The sequence below is a fragment of the Bacillus sp. B2-WWTP-C-10-Post-4 genome (assembly GCF_009183805.1).
Lineage (GTDB): Bacteria > Bacillota > Bacilli > Bacillales > Bacillaceae_G > Bacillus_A > Bacillus_A cereus.
Genome location: NZ_WEII01000049.1, coordinates 1 through 18,801, shown reverse-complemented (window position 1 = coordinate 18,801; position 18,801 = coordinate 1). Strand labels below are relative to the sequence as shown.

Sequence of the window (18,801 nt, the reverse complement as noted above, 5' to 3'; positions counted from 1 at the left end):
GCGAATCACTTTTCCTGATGGCAATGTTAACTTTATTATAACAACTTGTATTTATTTGGTAAATATATAATTGGAATATTCTTTCTAAAGGAGTGAGGATAGATGCAGGTCTACTGTTCTAGCTGCAATAAAGATTACGATATGCAACCACAAGTAGCACAGCTTCCTAATCATATTGAGAAGTGTTACTTCACATGTCCTCATTGTGACAAGGAACATGTAGCTGCATATGTAAACGATAAGGTTCGTAAGCACCAAGCGGACATTGCAAAGTGTCACGTCCGGATTAATAAAAAGAATCTGGCTATTGAAGATGAAATGAAACGGTTGAGGAAGAGGATGGAAGGTGCCAAGTAAACCATTCAAGCCGTGTAAGTCTTTAGGGTGCAATGAACTAACACGGGATAAGTATTGTGCTAAACATATTGAAAAGGAAAAAGAAACTGTAAGATATTACGACAAACATTTTCGAAACAAAAGCTCACGTTCATTCTATAACTCCAAACCATGGAGAGTTATGCGTGAGTTTGTTTATCGTAGAGATCATGGCTTATGTGTTCAATGTAGAATGAATGGCATTATTAAGATAGGTGATGTAGTCGATCATATCATTCCGTTGCTTGTGGATTGGCTAAGGCGGTTAGATCCAGCTAATTTACAAACACTTTGTCACGCTTGCCATAACAAGAAAACAAAAGAAGATGAGAAGAAATACCGAAAATAATTTGAAAGAAAAAATTCATAAACAGCCCCCACCCTGAAAAAACAAAGGACGGCTCTCCGTAGACCGCCGCCTAGCTTTCCGTGTGAAAAGTTCGTTTTATTCCATAAAAGGGGGTTCAGCTGAGGGAGGTGGTTCGCATAGGAAGGAAAGCGAAGCCGATTCATTTGCATTTATTAGAAGGTAATACAAATCGATTGACAAAAGATGAAATTGAACAACGATTAAAAGCTGAAAAACAGTTACAAGCAAAAAAAGACAAGGTAAAGCCACCAACGTGGTTAGATTCAGTTGCAAAGAAAGAGTTTAGGAGAATTGCTGGTGAATTACTGGAGCTAGACGTTATCACAAACATAGATGTGAATGCATTAGCAACGTATTGTGATGCTTATTCTGACTATGTTGAATGCACCAAAATTATCCGAGAAGAAGGACTTCTTGTTGAATATACCAATAAGGCAGCTGAAACCAATAAAGTTCCACATCCACTACTTACAAAGAAGAAGCAGTTGCATGAACAAATGAAGGCTTTGGCTGTTGAGTTTGGTCTTACACCAAGTGCAAGAGCGAAAATTGTCATTCCAAATAGTAAACAAGGTCCGAAAACAAATGTAGAGAAGGAGTTTGACGTATAACATGATCAGACAATGGATGTTGGACTACTGTGATGATGTATTAAATGGTGAAGTTGTGGCTTGTCAGAAGCATAAACAAGCTTGTAAACGATTTTTAAAAGATATTGAACGTGAAGGTTCTGAAGATTTTCCATATGTTTTTAAGGAAGAAAAAGCACTTCGTTTCTTAAAGTGGATGTCTCTTTTTAAACATACAAAAGGAAAATTAGCAGGTCAGAGAATTGAACCACATTCCATACAAATTTTCGTATTTAGCAATATTTACGGATGGGTTCATCGTAATACAGGATTAAGGCGATTTAAAAAGGCGTATTGGCAAGTTGGACGTAAAAACGCAAAGTCTCAATCTTTAGCGTGTGTAGGTTCTTATGAAGCAATGGCATTTGGCGAAAATATGTCAGAAGTCTACATTGGTGCTACGAAAACGGAACAAAGTAAAATTGTTTGGAATGAAATCAAAGCACAAATGAATGGGTGTGAAGATTTAAAAGGGAAGTTTAATATTGCGTATGGGAAAATTGAACACCTTAAAACCGATTCTTTTATTTCAGCTCTATCAAAAGATGCTGGGAAATCTGGTGATGGGCTGAATGTTCAGTGTGGAATTATTGATGAATATCATGCACATCCTACTTCTGAAATTTATGATGTTCTGGTGTCAGGTTCGGGTGCTCGTCCAAATCCACTTATGATGATTATAACGACAGCTGGTTTTAATTTGAGTCATCCTTGCTATCGTGTGGAGTATCAATATGTTTCTAAGATTTTGGACCCTAATATTGATATTGAAAACGAAGAATATTTTGTCATGGTTAATGAATTAGATAAAGATGATGAGATTACGAATCCAGAAGTATGGGAGAAAGCAAATCCAATCCTATGTAGTTATGAAGAAGGACGTACTTTCTTAAAGGGAGAGCTTCAATCAGCCCTTGATGTACCTGAGAAAATGCGTAATTATCTCACAAAAAACATGAATAGATGGGTGGATATGAAAGAAAACGGCTACATGGATATGCAAAAATGGAAGGATTGCAAGGAAACGGTGGAATTATCCGAATTAAAAGGGTTGGAATGCACAGTAGGTGTTGATTTATCAGCAAAAATTGACTTAACAAGTATTTCATTTGAGTTTAAAAAGGACGATAAGTATATCGTAATTAGTCATAGCTTTATGCCAGAAGATACGTTAGCTGAAAAGAGAAAAACGGATAAAGTCCCTTATGATCTGTGGGTACAACAAAAATGGATCACAACAACACCTGGTGCAGTAGTTGATTACGAATATATTAAAACACATATTAGAAATATGGAAAAAGATCATAAATTTAAGATTAAAGAAATATGTGCTGATCCATGGAACGCAACGCAATTTATGCAAGACATGGAGGCAGAAGGGTATACCATGATAGAGATACGCCAAGGTATGGCAACTTTATCAGGCCCTACAAAGGATTTTCGTGAACAAGTGTATCAAAAGAAGGTCATCCATAACAACAACCCTGTACTGAACTGGGCAACTAGTAATGCTATAACAAAACAGGATGCTAACGAAAATATCATGTTGGACAAGTCGAAAACAACAGAAAGAATTGATCCGATAGCGGCTGTAATTAACTCGCATGTTCGATGCATGCTTAATTCTGGTGAGATGGACTTAAACTCTTATATTTTAAGTCAAGATTTCTCATTCTAGGAGGAATCACATGCGATTCTTATTATTTTTTATAAGTATTTTAGAAGATGTTCTATTGATTTCGGGGTTGTCCATTATTGTAGGGACGACTTTTTTTGTTAATCCGATTTATGGATGGTATCTATTAGGGATTATTCTCACAATGCTGGGGGTGGTAATGATAAGAAGATAGAAAGGAGGTGAAACATTTGATTTTTCGGCATTTATTTAAAAATCAGGATACGACAGATTTAAAAAATCCTTCTCCTTGGTTTAAAAGTTTATTTGGATATCAAGCAGCAAGCGGTGAAAAGGTAACAGTTGAGTCCTCTTTAGGTGTCCCGACAGTTTATCGCTGTATTAATATCCTTGCAAACAGTGTTGCAATGCTTCCTTTTCAAGTTTTTAGAAAGACTTCAAAAGGAAGAGAACGAGATAAGATGCATCAAGTGTCATTTGTTTTGGAAAGAAGACCGAACCCTTATCAAAGCCCATTTAAATTCAAGCACTTAATCGAAACGCACCGAAATACATGGGGAAATGCTTACATCAATATTCATTGGGGTGCGGATGGTAGACCGAAAGAATTATGGGCACTAAATCCGGCTGTAACAACTCCAATCGTGGACCTGAAGACAAATAAATTATGGTATTTTACGAGTTTACCAGATGGTACACCTATTAAAATAACTGATGATGACATTATTCATCTTACTACGTTGTCTACTGATGGACTGAAGGGTAAACCACCGATTCAGATCGCAAGAGAGTCTATAGGTAGTTCACAAGCGGCACAAAAATTTAAAGGTAAATTCTTTACAAATGGTGCAGCACATAGTGGGATATTGAAAACTCAACAAGCCCTTGGAAAAGAAGCAAAAGATGTACTTCGTGATGCTTGGGAAGAAGCAAATACAGGTTTGAATAATGCTCAAAGGATAGCAATTTTGGATGCTGGTTTAGAATTTGAGAAAGTCGGGATGCCATTAAAGGATGCTCAATTTATTGAAGGTATGAAGTTCGATAAGGCTGAGATTGCAAACATTTTTAATATTCCATTACACATGATTAATGAGTTAGATCGAGCTACATTCTCAAACATTGAGCAACAGGCATTGGATTTTATCCAAAATACATTGAGTCCAATTCTTATCCAGTATGAAGAAGAATTTTCTTATAAAACATTTTCATTTAATGAACAAAAGCGTTATTATTTGAAATTTAATCTAACAAGTTTACTTCGCGCCGATTCTAAATCTAGAGCGGAATTTTACAAGATTATGTTAGATGCTGGTGCTTTCTCAATTAATAAAGTATTAGAGCTTGAAGATATAGATGGAATTGGAGAATATGGTGATAAACATCGTGTCGATCTAAATCATGTATCCATTGAGATTGCGGATGAATATCAATTAGCAAAAGCTAGTGGAGGTTTGTCGCTGAAAGGAGGTGAGGACAATTAAAGACGTATTCACTATTAAAAATCAAACAGAATCGTCAGCAGACCTATTTATCTATGGTGACATCATAAATAATACAGGTTGGAAATGGGATGATTCTGACATTATGCCTGATGATGTGAAAAATATTTTGGGGCAATTGGATGATAAAAGTAACCTTAATATCTATGTAAATAGTGGCGGTGGCTCTGTATTTGCTGGTCTAGCCATTTATAACATGTTAAAGCGGAATAAGGCTCAAAAAACTGTTTATGTTGATGGTGTTGCAGCTTCTATCGCTTCCGTAATCGCCTTGGCTGGTGATCGTGTTGTTGTCCCTTCTAATGCTTTCTTAATGATTCATAAGCCTTGGACATATGCAGCTGGAAATGCAATTGATTTCCGAAAAGCAGCAGAAGACTTGGATAACATCGAGTCTGGGATTATGAATGTATATAAGGAAAACTTAAAAGAAGGCATTGAAATTGAAGAAATTCAACAATTAGTAGATGCTGAGACCTGGTTAAGTGGTGAAGAAGCTGAAAAATATTTCAATATTGAAGTTGTGGAAGCAAAAGAAGTCGCAGCTTGTAGTAGTGATTACTTTGATAAATATCAGAAAACACCTAGTAAAGTAGTAGCAAAATCGCCTTCCCTTCCTAAGAATGACCTTAATGAACAATTAAAAATACAAAACGCACTAGACCTGTTAGAACTATAGGTCTATTTTTCGTGCCAAAACAAGGAGGAAATAATGAATGGATAAACATGAACAAGAATTACGTCAAAGAGTAGCTGATTTAAAAGCGAAAGCTGAGGAATTTAATAACAGCGGTAAATATGAAGATGCAAAGGCGACAATCGAGGAAGCGAAAAACGCGAAAAACGAACTAGATAACTATCTAGCAATGAAACAAATTCAAGTTCCTGAACCTGTAAACTCACAAACAGGAGCGTTACCTCCAGCATCAATCCAAAATGAAGATACATCGTATAAAGAAGTATTTATGAAAGCAATACGTGGTCAAAGTTTAAGCCATGAAGAAGCAAGCGTTATGCAGGAATACAAAGCAGCACTATCTGAGAATACAGGAAAAGATGGCGGTTATATTGTTCCAGAAGATATTACTACAACTATTAACCAATTAAAACAGACGGTTGATAATTTAGAACAATATGTAAATGTACAACCTGTTTCAACAAACAAGGGGGCCCGTACATTAGAAAAGCGTGCGGCATCTACACCTTTTGCGCCATTATCTGAGTATGGAAATCCAAATGCGATGCAAGAAATTGCTTCACCACAATTTGATCGTTTGCCGTATGTTATTGAGGATTATGCAGGATTCCTACCTGTACCAAATGATTTATTAAATGATACGGATCAAGCGCTAGAAGCTTATTTACGTCAGTGGATTGCGAAGAAATCTATTGCAACTCGTAATTATTTAATTTTACAAGAAATCAACAAATTAACAAAAGTTGATTTAAAGGATTATAAAGGCATTAAAACTGCATTAAATGTCACATTAGATCCAGCTTTCTCAGCTGTAGCAAACATTATTACAAACCAAGATGGGTTCAATTACTTAGATCAATTAGAGGATAAGGATGGTCGTCCACTTCTTCAACCAGATCCAACAAATCCAACTCGTAAGTTACTGTCAGGAAAGCCAGTTATTGTTTTATCTAATAAGACAATTGCTACAGATAAAGATGGTAAAGCACCATTTATTGTTGGGGATTTGAAAGAAGCGGTTGTGTTATGGGATAGACAGCAGTTATCCCTTGATATGACGAAAGAGGGTGGAAGTGCTTGGAGAGGCAATACAACAGAATTCCGAGCAATTGAACGTGAAGACGTGACATTGTGGGATACAGAAGCGGTTGTGTATGGACAAATTACAGTTGTACCTAAAACAGGAGCTTAATAAGGTAGGGGGTGTCCTTCTTGGTACTAACATTAGAGGAAGCAAAAAAGTATCTTCGTGTGGATAGTGATGAGGAGGACGACCTCATTACATCTTTCGTAATAGCAGCTGAAATATATATTAAAAATGCCACAAGTAAAAATGTAGATTTAAAAAGCGAGCTTGCTAAATTAGCAGCTCGTATTTTAATTGCTCATTGGCATGAAAACCGTGAAGCGGTTGGAAAAGCTGAACAATTGGCATTTAGTTTGCAATCAATATTAGTTCAGTTGCAATATTGTGGTGGTGATTCAAGTGAATCCGGGTAAATTAGATAAACGTCTTACATTTCAAGTGAAAGACGATGAAGCAAAGAGCCCAGACGGTGATCCGATAGAAAGTTATAAAGATTCTTTTACTGTATGGGGTTCTTTTATTTTTTTAAAAGGAAGAAAATACTTTGAAGCAGCCGCAGCTAATAGCGAAATCCAAGGTGAAACGGAAATCCGATATCGCGCTGATGTAAATGCTGATATGAAGATTAAGTATAAGAACGTAATGTATGACATTATTTCAGTTATTCCAACTGAAAAACACACCTTATCAATCATGTGGAAGCGTGGTGGAATGAATGGCTGATGGAGTTGAGTTTTTAGGATTTGATCGCTTGATATCTGAATTAGAGCAAATGGGTTTACGTGGAGAAAAAATTGAAGATAAAGCCCTTGCAGCTGGTGGTGAGCAAATTCGAAAAGCTATTGCAGAAAGAAGTGAACCGAGGAGTTCAAGTCCTAAGAAACCATCCAAAAGTGAACCTTGGCGTACAGGCCAACATTTGCTTGATAATATACGGGTTACGAAGGCACGAATGGAAAATGGTGTGAAAACAATCAAGATTGGAATAGACAAAGCGGACCGTTCTCCATATTTCTATGGAAAGTTTTTAGAGTGGGGCACTTCTAAAATGCCAGCACATCCATTTATAGAACCAGGTTTTAACGCTTCTAAAGCGGATGCGGTACGTGCTATGACAGACATCTTGAAGAATGAAATGAGGCTGAATTTATGATAAATTTACGTCCCGAAATTGTGCAAGCTCTTGAAAATAATCAGGGGCTTGTTTCTTTATTAGGTGGAAAACGTGTTTATTATCGTAAAGCCAAAAACGCTGAAGAGTTTCCACGTATAACGTTTTTTGAATTAGACAATAGGCCTGATGGATTTGCAGATAATGATGAAAGCGAAAGTGAAATCACATTCCAAATCGATATTTGGTCAAAGAGTAGTACAACAGCGATCCATCAAAAAGTGAATGAAATCATGAAAAGTATTGGTTTCTCACGTTATGCGGTTGCTGATTTATATGAAGATGATACACAAATTTTTCATTACGCGATGAGGTTCGCGAAAGGAGTGGCGTTATAGATGGCTGGAGAAATTATTACAATTAGTTCGACTGTCGGTGTAGATAGTCTTGTTTATGCAAAACTAGTAAAAGATGATACGTCAGGTGTTTCATATGGGGATGTAAAAAAATTAGAAGGGGCAGTAAAGGTTAAAACATCTAAAAAAGTAGCTTCAGAAATTATGTGGAGTGATAACAAAAAATCAGAGATTGCCGAATCTGATGGAGAAGTAGAAGTTGAAATTGAAGTTCGTGGACTTTCATTATCAGCAAAAGCAGATATTGAAGGATATCCAGAAGTTACAGATGGTGTATTAGATGAAAAGCGCGAAGGTGATAAACCATATTTGGCAATTGGATGGCGTTTCTTAAAGGGTAACGGGAAATATCGATATGTTTGGTTGTTAAAAGGGAAGCTTTCGCAAGAGGAAGAAGAAGCCGAAACTAAGAAGGATAAACCGAACTTCCAGACTACAAAACTTAAAGGATCGTTCATTGAACGTGATTTTGATGATAGACCGAAATTTACGGCTGATGCTGATGAACCTACGTTCACAAAAGCCATTGGTGATAATTGGTTTAAAAAGGTATATGAAAAACCAGTAACACCACCAACAGGAAAGTAAGGGGGAGCAAAAGCTCTCTCTTTTTTTATTAACTAAGGAGGAATAAACTATGAAATTAACTTTACGAATCAATAAGGAAAATAAAACTTTTAATTTACCGGAGTTCATTCCAGCTCGTCTAATCCGTCAGGCACCTGAGCTTGCTGAAATTCCAAATAATCCTGGTCCAGAGGATATGGATAAAATGGTCAAATTTGTAGTGAAAGTATACGATGGACAATTTACATTAGATCAATATTGGGATGGTGTGGATGCACGTAAATTCTTATCGACTACTTCAGATGTAATTAATGCAATTATTAATGAAACAGTGGAAGCGGCTGGTGGTAATTCTGAATCTGGAGAAGAAGAAAACCCAAAAGCGTAGAGGGAGGAGGGCTAACATTCAGTGAGTTTATGGATGAGCTCTACCTCTCTTTATTACGCCAAGGATATAAACATCATTACATCGATAATGAAATGGATATTTGGCATTATTTAAGATTGAATCAGAAATATCGTGAACAAGGTGAATCGAATAGCCAAAATCAGAATTCGAATGAAATTGAAGTTCCAGCAGAAAACATTATCTAGCAAGGGGGTGAGACATTGGCGAATGAAATGAATAATTTAGTAGTTAGGCTTTCCCTTGATAATGTGAACTTTCGTCAAGGTATTGCGAATTCAGGACGTGCAGTAAGGACTTTACAGAATGAATTGAAATCAATTAGTACTGGTATGGGTGGTTTTGCAAACGCTAGTGAGCAAACACGAGCCAAAACAGATGCACTTAATAGATTGATTGAAGCACAAAAAGAAAAAGTTAGAGCATTACGCCAAGCTTATGATCAAAATAAGGCTAAGTTGGGTGAAAATGATGCAGCAACTCAACGATACGCTTCACAGGTTAATAAGGCGGTCGCTGATTTAAATAGATTCGAAAATGAATTAAAACAAGTAAACCGTCAAGCTGAACAAAAAGGGATGGATAAGTTAAATAATTCTTTGAAATCCTTACAGGCTGAATTTCAGTCTATTACAACAGGCATGGGCGGTTTTTCTAATGCAACAGAGCAAACACGGGCAAAAATTGATGTTCTCACTCGCATGGTGGATAAGCAGAAAGAAAAGGTTAGGGAACTTCAACAAGCATATAATCGTGCAAAAACAGAAGAAGGCGAAGCGAGTCAATCGGCACAACATTATGCTGAACAAATTCATCGCGCTACAGCTGAACTTAATCGATTTGAAACTGGGTTACAGCAGTCAAGTCGTGAATTAGAGCAGCAAGGTAATCGTTTATTGAATTTTGGTAATCGTATGGAGACATTAGGTAATCATTTGCAAAATGCAGGAATGCAAATTGGTATGGTGTTTGGCGGAATGACTTATGCTATAGGACGTGGTTTGAAATCCGCGGTTACTGAATCAATGAATTTTGAACAACAAATGGCGAACATTAAAGCAGTATCTGGTTCTACTGGAGAAGAAATGAAAAAGTTAAGCGAATTAGCTATTAACATGGGAGAAACGACAAAGTACTCTAGTGTTCAAGCAGGACAAGGTATAGAGGAATTAATAAAAGCTGGAGTTAGTTTAACAGATATTATAAATGGTGGTTTAGAAGGTGCTCTTAACTTAGCTACAGCAGGAGAGCTAGAATTAGGCGAGGCGGCAGAGATTGCATCCACAGCCTTAAATGCATTTAAAGCAGATCATCTTTCAGTAGCAGATGCAGCTAACATATTATCAGGTGCAGCAAATGCATCAGCTACAGATGTACGTGAGCTGAAATATGGTTTAGCAGCATCATCAGCAGTAGCAGCAGGAGCTGGGATGACATTTAAAGATACAGCTACAACTCTAGCAGTATTTGCACAGAATGGGTTAACTTGTAGCCCCGTTGTGGAGAAATTCGCAGCGTAAAGGACGTGAATTCGGGGGAACTTAAGTTTGTTCATAATGGATTGCAGCCGTTGAATCATGATATGATTAATCATCATGAAGAGGCAGGTGAAGAAAGATTGTCGAGAAATTGGACTTTTGAAAAGGCTAGAGAATTTGTCATGAGTGAGAGTAATGGTAATTGTGAATTACTAAGTATAAACAAAAAGCACGGAAGGGATTATATGAAAATCAAATGTTCATGTGGTAATTCCTACGATACTTTATACTATAGATTTAAAAATGGTAAACATACATGTAATGATTGTACTGGGAAATCAAGATACTCAATATATCAAATAAAGACGTTTGTCACAAATAATAGTGAATGTGAATTACTATCAGATTCATACGAAAATAATTCACAGTTATTACTATTTCGTTGCTCATGTCAAAAGCAGTTTCACACAACACTGAAAATATTCAAAAACGGTAAAAAACAATGTGGGAATTGTACAAATGAGTATCTTTCAGACAAGTTCTCTAAGTCTCATAAGACTTTTGAAAAAGAAGTGATAATGGCAACTGGTAATGAATACTTGGTTATTGGTGAATACAAAAACAGAAAAACAAAAGTAAAAATTAAACATACAAAATGTGGATGTGAATGGTTTGTAAATCCAAGCGACTTTCTTCATAAAGAAAGTAGATGCCCTCAATGTAATGAGAGCAAAGGAGAGCGATTCATCTCTGAGTGGCTAACTCATCAAAAAATCACTTTTCAAACTCAATATAAATTCAATGATTGTGTAAACAAAAGAAGATTACCTTTTGATTTTGCTGTATTCAATAATGATAAGTTAACATTATTGATTGAATATGACGGGAAACAACATTATATAAAAGGATGTTTTGGTGTTGATCAATATGAAGTGATTAAAAACAACGATAGAATAAAAAGTCAATATTGCCAAGAAAACCAGATACCATTACTGAGAATACCTTATACAAAGTTCAAACAAATACCAGCAATCTTAGAAAACGCTCTGTTATAGAGTGTTTTTTATTGAACAAATATAGCAATCCCGAGCCAAGCTGGATAGGAATATTCAGAAGGTGTAGAGACTAGAGGTAGTAAGCGAGAACCGTTGAAACCTCCACGAGCGCGTCCCATCCTAACGATAAAGACGAGGATGATGATATAGTCCGATACTCCAATGAAAATTGGAGAATATGAGATAAAGAGCTCATATATAACGAATGTAAAGGGTTCTGATGCAGGTACTTCATTAAAAACTATGCTTATGAGGCTAAATCCATCAACTAAAGAAGCGTACAACAAGATGAGGGATTTGGGCTTAATCACATATAATGCACAAGCTGGATTTGACTTCTTAGTTAAAAACGGTATTCAACCAGCTTCTAGAAACGTAGAGGATATAGAAGTAGCTTTAGAACAATATGTAATGAAAACTGAAGGAGTAACGAAATGGAATGATAAATGTGACACCACATTCCGTGAATTAGCAACAAGTTCAGCTTTCTTATCATCAAAATTCTATGATCAACAGGGGCATATTCAAAGTCTAGAAAACATTTCAGGAACACTTCATGAGTCTATGAAAGATTTAACAGACCAACAACGAAGTATGGCTTTAGAAACATTATTCGGTTCGGATGCCGTACGTGGTGCAACTATTCTTTTTAAAGAAGGAGCAAAGGGTGTTAATGAGATGTGGGATTCCATGTCAAAGGTTACAGCAGCTGATGTTGCAGCAACTAAAATTGATACTCTACAAGGACGAATTACATTATTAGACTCGGCATTTTCTACAATGAAAAAGACAATTGGTGACGCGCTTGTCCCTGTGGTTAGTGCTTTTGTTGCTGGATTGCAGAAACTTGTGGATGGATTTAACTCATTACCAGGTCCAGTACAAAAGGCCATTGCAATTACAGGTGGTATTGTTCTTGCGCTAACGGCGGTAGCAACGGCAATAGGTGTAGTTCTTGCTGCAGTTGGGATGATCATGTCTGGGATTGGAGCATTAGCAACAGCATTAGGAATTGCTGGTGGTGCAGCGGGTCTGGCAGGGGCTGCAGTTGGTATGTTAGGAAGTGCATTGGGAGTGCTTCTTGGTCCAGTTGGCTTAATTGCAGCTGCTCTCATTGGAACTGGGGTTGTCGCATATAAAGCATATCAAAAAGCAACAGAGGACAGTATTGCTTCGGTAGATCGTTTCGCTACGAATACAGAGGGGAAAGTAAGTTCTTCCACAAAGAAAGTTCTTGGTGAGTATTTCAAGTTATCTGATGGTATTAGACAAAAGTTAACTGAAATTAGATTGAACCATGAAGTGATAACTGAAGAACAATCACAAAAGCTAATCGGACAGTATGAAAAGTTAGCTAACACAATTATAGAAAAAACAAATGCAAGACAACAAAAAGAGATTGAAGGCCTTAAAAAGTTTTTCGCTGATTCATATGTTTTAACAGCAGAAGAAGAAAATAAGCGCATCGAGCAACTAAATCAGCATTACGAACAAGAAAAATTAAAGACCCAAGAAAAAGAAAATAAAATCAAAGAAATTCTTCAAACCGCAGCGAGAGAAAACAGAGAGTTAACAACATCTGAACGCATCTCCTTGCAAGCTTTACAAGATGAAATGGACAGAGTTGCTGTAGAGCATATGTCTAAAAATCAAATGGAGCAAAAGGTTATTCTTGAAAATATGCGTGTGCAGGCTAGTGAAATTTCAGCTAGACAGGCAGCGGAAGTTGTAGAGAATAGCGCTAAAGCAAGGGATAAAGTTATTGAAGATGCGAAAAAAACACGTGATGAAAAAATTGCTGAGGCGATTCGTCAGCGTGATGAAAATAAAACAATTAATGCTGATGAAGCGAACGCAATCATTGCTGAGGCAAAACGTCAGTATGATAGTACAGTTTCTACAGCGCGAGACAAACATATAGAAATTGTTAGTGAAGCAAAATCCCAAGCTGGGGAACATGCAAATCAAGTTGATTGGGAAACTGGTCAGATAAAATCTAAATACCAAGTAATGAAAGATGATGTAGTTCAAAAGATGAAAGAAACTTGGTCAGGTATAACAAAATGGTGGGAAGAAACAAAAACTTCAGCAAGCAACAAGGTAGAAGAGATAAAAAATACAGTTTCAAGGAAATTTGAAGAAAAGAAAAAAGCTGTCGTTGATAAAATGAAAGAAATAAAGAGCGATATTGAAGATAAGTGGAATACAGTTGAAAAATTCTTCAGCACTATAAATCTACGTTCCATTGGTAAATCCATTATAGAAGGTCTTGAAAAAGGGTTGGATGATGCGACAGGTGGTTTATATAGTAAGGCTAAAAGCATTGCTGGAGAGATTAAAAAGACTATTTCTGGAGCACTAGAAATTAACAGTCCATCTAAAGTGATGATTCCAGTTGGTAGTGCCGTACCAGAAGGTGTTGGCGTTGGTATGGATAAGGGGAAACGATTTGTTGTGGATGCAGCAAAAAATGTAGTTGGAACTGTAAAAAAACAAATGAGTAATATGCCATCTGTTTTTGATTTTGGATTCCAAACTTCGCATTATAGTATCCCGCATAATGCACTGGGTGATTTCAATGGGTATACGCAACCACAATCACCTTATAACAACGCACCTACAGCAAGAACTATGTTCTCGGATAGATCAGGTAGAGAACAAGAATTAAATTTAACTGTAAATATGACCAACGTTTTAGATGGAAAAGAATTAGCGAACGGAAGTTACGCATATACTACCAAGCTTCAAGATCGTGAACAAAAAAGAAAAGCGGAATTTTAAGGGCGGTGAGCACATTGGGGAAACTCAGCTTTACTTTTAATAAGATCAGAAAAGATTATATTCAAATGCTAGTTGGAAGAAAACGCCCTTCCTGGGCTCCAGTTAAAAGAAAATTAGTAAGAGTCCCTCATCGCGCAGGGGCTCTTTTTCTTAATACAGAAACAGAGGAACGTCGTATTGATGTTCCTCTTGTAATTAAAGCAAAAAAAGATATGGCTGATTTACAAAAGGTGAAAGAAGATTTAGCGGATTGGCTATATACAGAGCAACCAGCTGAACTTATTTTTGATGATGAGTTAGACAGGACTTATTTAGCATTAATTGATGGTTCTGTCGATTTGGACGAAATAGTCAATAGAGGTAGAGGTGTTATTAATTTTGTTTGTCCAATGCCGTATAAATTAGGTAAACAAAATACTCATACGTTTACTCAAAACTGGTCCACTGAAATCACTACTTCTTTCGTCAATCAAGGTAATGTAGAAGCGCCTCCAATTATTGAGATTGAGGCCAAGAAACCGAGTACATTTTTAGATGTATGGTTTGGTGAGTATCCGTATAATCGTGATTATTTTAGAATCGGTTATCCGTTGAAAACAGAGCAACTACCTGTAGAGAGAAATCAAAGGCTGATATGGGATGAAATGACTACCACTGTGGGGTGGAGTAAAGTAAGTTCAATGGAAGATGGCAACCCAGTCGGTGAAATGAAATCAGACGGTTATCAATTTTATTGCTCTAATTATGGTACAGGGACAGGAAAAGGATGGAATGGTGCAGCTGTTAAAAAAAATATACCTAATGGGCCAGTGCAAGATTTTATTATGCAGGCTTATGTTACATGTAAAAGTAAACGTATCAATGAGATGGGTCGAGTGGAAATAGCGATATTAGATGAAAACAGTAAAGTGCTTTCGAAAATAGCTATGACTGATGTATTTTGGCAAGCTGAACAAAACTTCGGAACAATGGTAATCGGTTATGATAATAAACCAGGAAGAAGAAGTTTAATTCATGAAAGTGGAGATTATCCAAACACTTGGAACCAGTATCAAGGGCGATTGTGGATAGCTAGAACAGGAAATGTATGGGAAGCATATATTTCGAAATTCCTCCCGGGGACGGAAAAAGATGATTCTGAACGATTTGTGCGGTGGACGGATGAAAATAACTATCACATGGAAAAAGCGGCGCAAATTCAAATCAGTATTATGCAATGGCAAGATGTACCGCCAGTAGAAGCGATGACCGTTTCAGATTTAAAGTTTTGGAAAGTGAATTTAAATACTCAAAATAATCCGCCTTACATTTTTGATACGGGAGACAAGATTATAATTGATACAGAAAAAAGTCTTGTAAGCATTAACGGTAAAAATGCGATTAATTTAAAAGACATTTTTAGTAATTTTCCAAATGTCATACGTGGTGAGAATCGTATTGATATAATGCCACCAGATGTTAAAGCGACTGTTAGTTATAGGGAGAGATACAGATGAGAACACCAAGCGGGATTTTGCATGTTGTGGATTTCAAAACAGATCAAATCGTTGCAGCTATTCAGCCAAATGACTATTGGGATGATAATAGGCGTTGGGAACTAAAAAACAATGTTGATATGCTGGATTTCACTGTTTTTGATGGAACTACTCATTCAGCTACACTACAACAACAAAACCTTGTTTTAAAAGAAGTTCGCGATGGAAGAGTTGTACCATATGTCATTACAGAAACAGAGAGGAATTCAGACAAACGATCCATTACCACATATGCTTCAGGAGCTTGGGTTCAAATTGCTAAATCAGGCATTATAAAACCACAAAGGATAGAAGGGAAAACAGTAAACGAATTTATTGATATGGCTCTTGTGGGCATGAAATGGAAACGTGGAAAAACAGATTATGCAGGTTTTCACACTATGACCATTGATGAATTTATGGATCCGTTAACTTTTTTAAAGAAAATAGCTTCTTTATTCAAATTAGAAATTCAATATCGCGTTGAGGTTCAAGGATCACAAATAGTTGGATGGTATGTTGATATGATTCAAAGGCGTGGTCGAGACACGGGGAAAGAAATAGAACTGGGGAAAGATTTAATAGGTGTTACACGTATTGAACATTCAAGAGACATTTGTACAGCACTAGTCGGCTTTGTGAAAGGTGAAGGCGATAATGTAATTACTATTGAAAGTATCAATAGGGGACTTCCCTATATTGTTGATAATGATGCATTTCAACGATGGAATGAACGTGGTAAACATAAATTTGGTTTTTATACACCAGAAACAGAAGAATTAGACATGACTCCAAAACGTTTAATGACTTTAATGGAAATAGAATTAAAAAAACGTGTCAATTCTTCCGTTTCTTATGAAGTAGAAGCACAATCGATTGGACGTATTTTCGGACTAGCACATGAACTAATTAATGAGGGCGATACGATCCGAATTAAAGATACAGGATTCACACCTAAGTTATACCTTGAAGCACGTGTAATTGCTGGTGATGAATCTTTTACGGACCCTACACAAGATAAATATGTGTTTGGAGATTATCGCGAAATTACTGATCCAAACGAAGAACTACGGAAAATTTACAATCGAATCTTAGGATCATTAGGCAATAAACAAGAGCTGATAGATCAGTTAGATAAATTAGTGAAAGATGCAAATGAAACAGCTAGTAATGCTAAGAAAGAATCCGAAGCAGCGAAAACATTGGCTGAAAAAGTGCAAGAGAATCTTAAAAATAACACGGTAGACATCATTGAAGCTAAGAATCCACCGACAACAGGACTGAAACCTTATAAAACACTTTGGCGTGATATTAGCAATGGGAAGCCTGGTATTTTGAAAATATGGACAGGCGCAGCTTGGGAATCGGTTGTACCAGATGTTGAATCCGTTAAGAAAGAAACACTTGAGCAGGTTAATAAAGATATTGAATCAACAAAAACAGAATTAAATCAAAAGGTTCAAGAGACACAAAATCAGGCGACGGGACAATTCAACGAAGTAAAGGAAAGTTTACAAGGTGTCAACCGTACAATTTCTAATATTGAAAATAAACAAGGTGAAATTGATAAGAAAGTAACTAAGTTTGAACAGGATTCTAATGGATTTAAAACTTCTATTGAATCATTAACGAAAAAGGATACTGAAATTAGTAATAAATTAAATACTGTCGAATCAAATGCGGAAGGTACAAAAAGGGCTATTTCTGATGTGCAACAAACAACAAGTGAACTAAAGAAAACAACTACTGAAATAGAAGAAAAAGCTGGGAAAATCAGTGAGAAGTTAAAGAATGTAGAAACAAAGGTTAATAGTGATAAAACTGGTGGACGTAACCTTTTATTAAAATCAAATGTTAAATATGAAAAAACAGACTATCTAATCAATCAATATTCTCTAACTGAAAATTTCTTTGCGGGTGAGGAATATACCTTTGTAATTAAAGGAAGTGTCCCACAAGGGCAGAAATTTGGAATTTGGCAGAATGATGGGTCTAGCAATGTTGGATATGCAACAAGTGTTTACGCTAATGGAATAACTTATGTAACCTTTAAAGCTGTTGTGGCTACAAGTGGAAATGAACGAAAGTTAAGCTTATATAACTATCCGAGTAGTACTACGAAATCTATTGTGGAATGGGTTGCCTTGTATAAAGGGAATAAGCCGCAGGATTGGACGGCACCTCCTGAAGAGCAGGTAACAACAGATGAATTTACCAAGAAAACAACTGAGATTGAAAAAAGTGTGGATGGCGTAAAAAACACTGTAACCAGTGTTCAAAATAGCCAAGCTGGATTCGAAAATCGTATGACTACAGTAGAACAAACAGCAACTGGATTATCTTCTACAGTGAGCAATTTAAATAATGTAGTATCAGATCAAGGGAAACAGCTTACTGATGCAAATACAAAACTCGAACAACAGGCAACAGCAATTGGGGCGAAAGTCGAGCTAAAACAAGTAGAAGATTATGTTGCTGGATTTAAGATACCTGAGTTGAAACAAACAGTTGATAAAAATAAACAAGATTTGTTGGGCGAATTAGCTAACAAGCTTGCGACAGATCAATTTAATCAGAAGATGACTTTAATTGATAACCGTTTCACTATCAATGAACAGGGGATCAATGCAGCAGCGAAAAAGACAGAGGTATATACAAAAACGCAAGCAGATGGACAATTTGCCACATCATCTTATGTAAGAGATATGGAAACCCGTCTTCAGTTAACGGAAAAAGGCGTTAGTATATCTGTAAAAGAAAACGATGTAATCGCAGCATTCAATATGAGTAAAGAAAACATTACTTTGAATGCAAATAGGATTAACTTAGTAGGTTTTATTACAGCAAATCATATTAAAGGAAAAGTTTTAGAAGGAGTAACACTTAAAACGAGTGGAAACAGATTTGTTGAAATAAATAAACAAGACATGAAGATTTTCGATTTAGATAAGCCACGTGGTTATATAGGATTTATGGAAACAAATGATGGAAGTATTCAACCTTCATTAGTCCTTGGTTCTGATAATAGAAAATACGCTGGTACAGGATCATTTTATATTTATCAAGTCATGCCACGAATTAATGGAGTCGATCAACCTTCTAAAGCGTATGCAAAATTTGGGGTTTCTAAAGGAGAAAATGCAGAAGGAACTAATATTTGGTCAAATTATATTCAAA

General features: G+C 36.4%; 18 protein-coding genes and 1 pseudogene. All 19 read left to right on the top strand.

Annotated elements, in window-relative coordinates; genetic code table 11:
* Positions 1-102 precede the first annotated feature (102 nt).
* Positions 103-357 (top strand): hypothetical protein, encoded by a 255-nt coding sequence (locus GBN78_RS18570; RefSeq protein WP_098283064.1) that lies wholly within the window; start codon positions 103-105, stop codon positions 355-357.
* Complete coding sequence (locus GBN78_RS18565; RefSeq protein ID WP_048567682.1) at positions 347-724, top strand: HNH endonuclease; 378 nt, start codon at positions 347-349, stop codon at positions 722-724. Before GBN78_RS18570 ends, GBN78_RS18565 begins: the two co-directional genes overlap by 11 nt.
* 128 nt (positions 725-852) lie before the next feature.
* Positions 853-1,356, top strand: a complete 504-nt coding sequence (locus GBN78_RS18560; protein WP_000251640.1) for a phage terminase small subunit P27 family — start codon at positions 853-855, stop codon at positions 1,354-1,356.
* Position 1,357: 1 nt separating this feature from the next.
* A complete protein-coding gene (locus GBN78_RS18555) occupies positions 1,358-3,052 on the top strand; it encodes a terminase large subunit (RefSeq protein WP_098330779.1) in 1,695 nt (564 codons plus the stop codon).
* A gap of 188 nt (positions 3,053-3,240) precedes the next feature.
* Positions 3,241-4,494, top strand: a complete 1,254-nt coding sequence (locus GBN78_RS18550; RefSeq protein WP_000577424.1) for a phage portal protein — start codon at positions 3,241-3,243, stop codon at positions 4,492-4,494.
* Positions 4,481-5,191 carry a head maturation protease, ClpP-related gene (locus tag GBN78_RS18545; RefSeq protein WP_001259165.1) on the top strand — a complete coding sequence of 237 codons (711 nt, stop codon included), beginning with the start codon at positions 4,481-4,483 and terminating at the stop codon, positions 5,189-5,191. Before GBN78_RS18550 ends, GBN78_RS18545 begins: the two co-directional genes overlap by 14 nt.
* A gap of 37 nt (positions 5,192-5,228) precedes the next feature.
* Positions 5,229-6,401, top strand: a complete 1,173-nt coding sequence (locus GBN78_RS18540) for a phage major capsid protein (RefSeq protein ID WP_000357562.1) — start codon at positions 5,229-5,231, stop codon at positions 6,399-6,401.
* Between the two features lie 20 nt (positions 6,402-6,421).
* Positions 6,422-6,709 (top strand): head-tail connector protein, encoded by a 288-nt coding sequence (locus GBN78_RS18535; RefSeq protein WP_152127599.1) that lies wholly within the window; start codon positions 6,422-6,424, stop codon positions 6,707-6,709.
* On the top strand, positions 6,696-7,019 hold the full coding sequence (locus GBN78_RS18530) for a phage head closure protein (protein ID WP_098436886.1): 324 nt from the start codon (positions 6,696-6,698) through the stop codon (positions 7,017-7,019). The genes GBN78_RS18535 and GBN78_RS18530 overlap by 14 nt, the downstream gene beginning before the upstream one ends.
* The gene (locus GBN78_RS18525) at positions 7,012-7,449 is read left to right on the top strand and encodes an HK97-gp10 family putative phage morphogenesis protein (RefSeq protein ID WP_087994123.1); all 438 of its coding nucleotides are present in this window, start codon (positions 7,012-7,014) and stop codon (positions 7,447-7,449) included. Before GBN78_RS18530 ends, GBN78_RS18525 begins: the two co-directional genes overlap by 8 nt.
* Positions 7,446-7,805, top strand: coding sequence for a tail completion protein gp17 (gene gp17, locus GBN78_RS18520; RefSeq protein ID WP_152127598.1), 360 nt, complete (start codon positions 7,446-7,448; stop codon positions 7,803-7,805). Before GBN78_RS18525 ends, gp17 begins: the two co-directional genes overlap by 4 nt.
* A complete protein-coding gene (locus tag GBN78_RS18515) occupies positions 7,806-8,411 on the top strand; it encodes a major tail protein (RefSeq protein WP_152127597.1) in 606 nt (201 codons plus the stop codon). It begins immediately after the preceding gene.
* Between the two features lie 49 nt (positions 8,412-8,460).
* Positions 8,461-8,778, top strand: a complete 318-nt coding sequence (gene gpG, locus GBN78_RS18510; RefSeq protein WP_152127596.1) for a phage tail assembly chaperone G — start codon at positions 8,461-8,463, stop codon at positions 8,776-8,778.
* A 29-nt stretch (positions 8,779-8,807) separates the two neighbouring features.
* Positions 8,808-8,984 carry a hypothetical protein gene (locus GBN78_RS30265; RefSeq protein ID WP_193224748.1) on the top strand — a complete coding sequence of 59 codons (177 nt, stop codon included), beginning with the start codon at positions 8,808-8,810 and terminating at the stop codon, positions 8,982-8,984.
* Between the two features lie 15 nt (positions 8,985-8,999).
* Positions 9,000-10,280: pseudogene (locus GBN78_RS18505) on the top strand (phage tail tape measure protein); the annotation flags it as partial.
* Between the two features lie 86 nt (positions 10,281-10,366).
* On the top strand, positions 10,367-11,329 hold the full coding sequence (locus GBN78_RS18500) for a PDDEXK family nuclease (RefSeq protein WP_152127594.1): 963 nt from the start codon (positions 10,367-10,369) through the stop codon (positions 11,327-11,329).
* A 162-nt stretch (positions 11,330-11,491) separates the two neighbouring features.
* Positions 11,492-14,110 carry a phage tail tape measure protein gene (locus tag GBN78_RS18495; protein WP_152127593.1) on the top strand — a complete coding sequence of 873 codons (2,619 nt, stop codon included), beginning with the start codon at positions 11,492-11,494 and terminating at the stop codon, positions 14,108-14,110.
* Positions 14,111-14,124: 14 nt separating this feature from the next.
* Positions 14,125-15,606: a distal tail protein Dit gene (locus GBN78_RS18490; RefSeq protein WP_152127592.1), complete on the top strand. Its 1,482-nt coding sequence runs from the start codon at positions 14,125-14,127 to the stop codon at positions 15,604-15,606.
* Positions 15,603-18,801: phage tail spike protein (locus tag GBN78_RS18485; protein WP_152127591.1), on the top strand; the 3,199-nt coding region annotated here is incomplete at its 3' end. The genes GBN78_RS18490 and GBN78_RS18485, both read left to right, overlap by 4 nt.

What these genes read in the sequence shown, in the direction of transcription:
- GBN78_RS18570 (WP_098283064.1), top strand. Translation starts at nt 103, where the DNA reads ATGCAGGTCTACTGTTCTAGCTGCAATAAAGATTACGATATGCAACCA.
- GBN78_RS18555 (WP_098330779.1), top strand. Translation starts at nt 1,358, where the DNA reads ATGATCAGACAATGGATGTTGGACTACTGTGATGATGTATTAAATGGT.
- GBN78_RS18540 (WP_000357562.1), top strand. Translation starts at nt 5,229, where the DNA reads ATGGATAAACATGAACAAGAATTACGTCAAAGAGTAGCTGATTTAAAA.
- GBN78_RS18525 (WP_087994123.1), top strand. Translation starts at nt 7,012, where the DNA reads ATGGCTGATGGAGTTGAGTTTTTAGGATTTGATCGCTTGATATCTGAA.
- gp17 (WP_152127598.1), top strand. Translation starts at nt 7,446, where the DNA reads ATGATAAATTTACGTCCCGAAATTGTGCAAGCTCTTGAAAATAATCAG.
- GBN78_RS18515 (WP_152127597.1), top strand. Translation starts at nt 7,806, where the DNA reads ATGGCTGGAGAAATTATTACAATTAGTTCGACTGTCGGTGTAGATAGT.
- gpG (WP_152127596.1), top strand. Translation starts at nt 8,461, where the DNA reads ATGAAATTAACTTTACGAATCAATAAGGAAAATAAAACTTTTAATTTA.
- GBN78_RS30265 (WP_193224748.1), top strand. Translation starts at nt 8,808, where the DNA reads ATGGATGAGCTCTACCTCTCTTTATTACGCCAAGGATATAAACATCAT.
- GBN78_RS18495 (WP_152127593.1), top strand. Translation starts at nt 11,492, where the DNA reads ATGAAAATTGGAGAATATGAGATAAAGAGCTCATATATAACGAATGTA.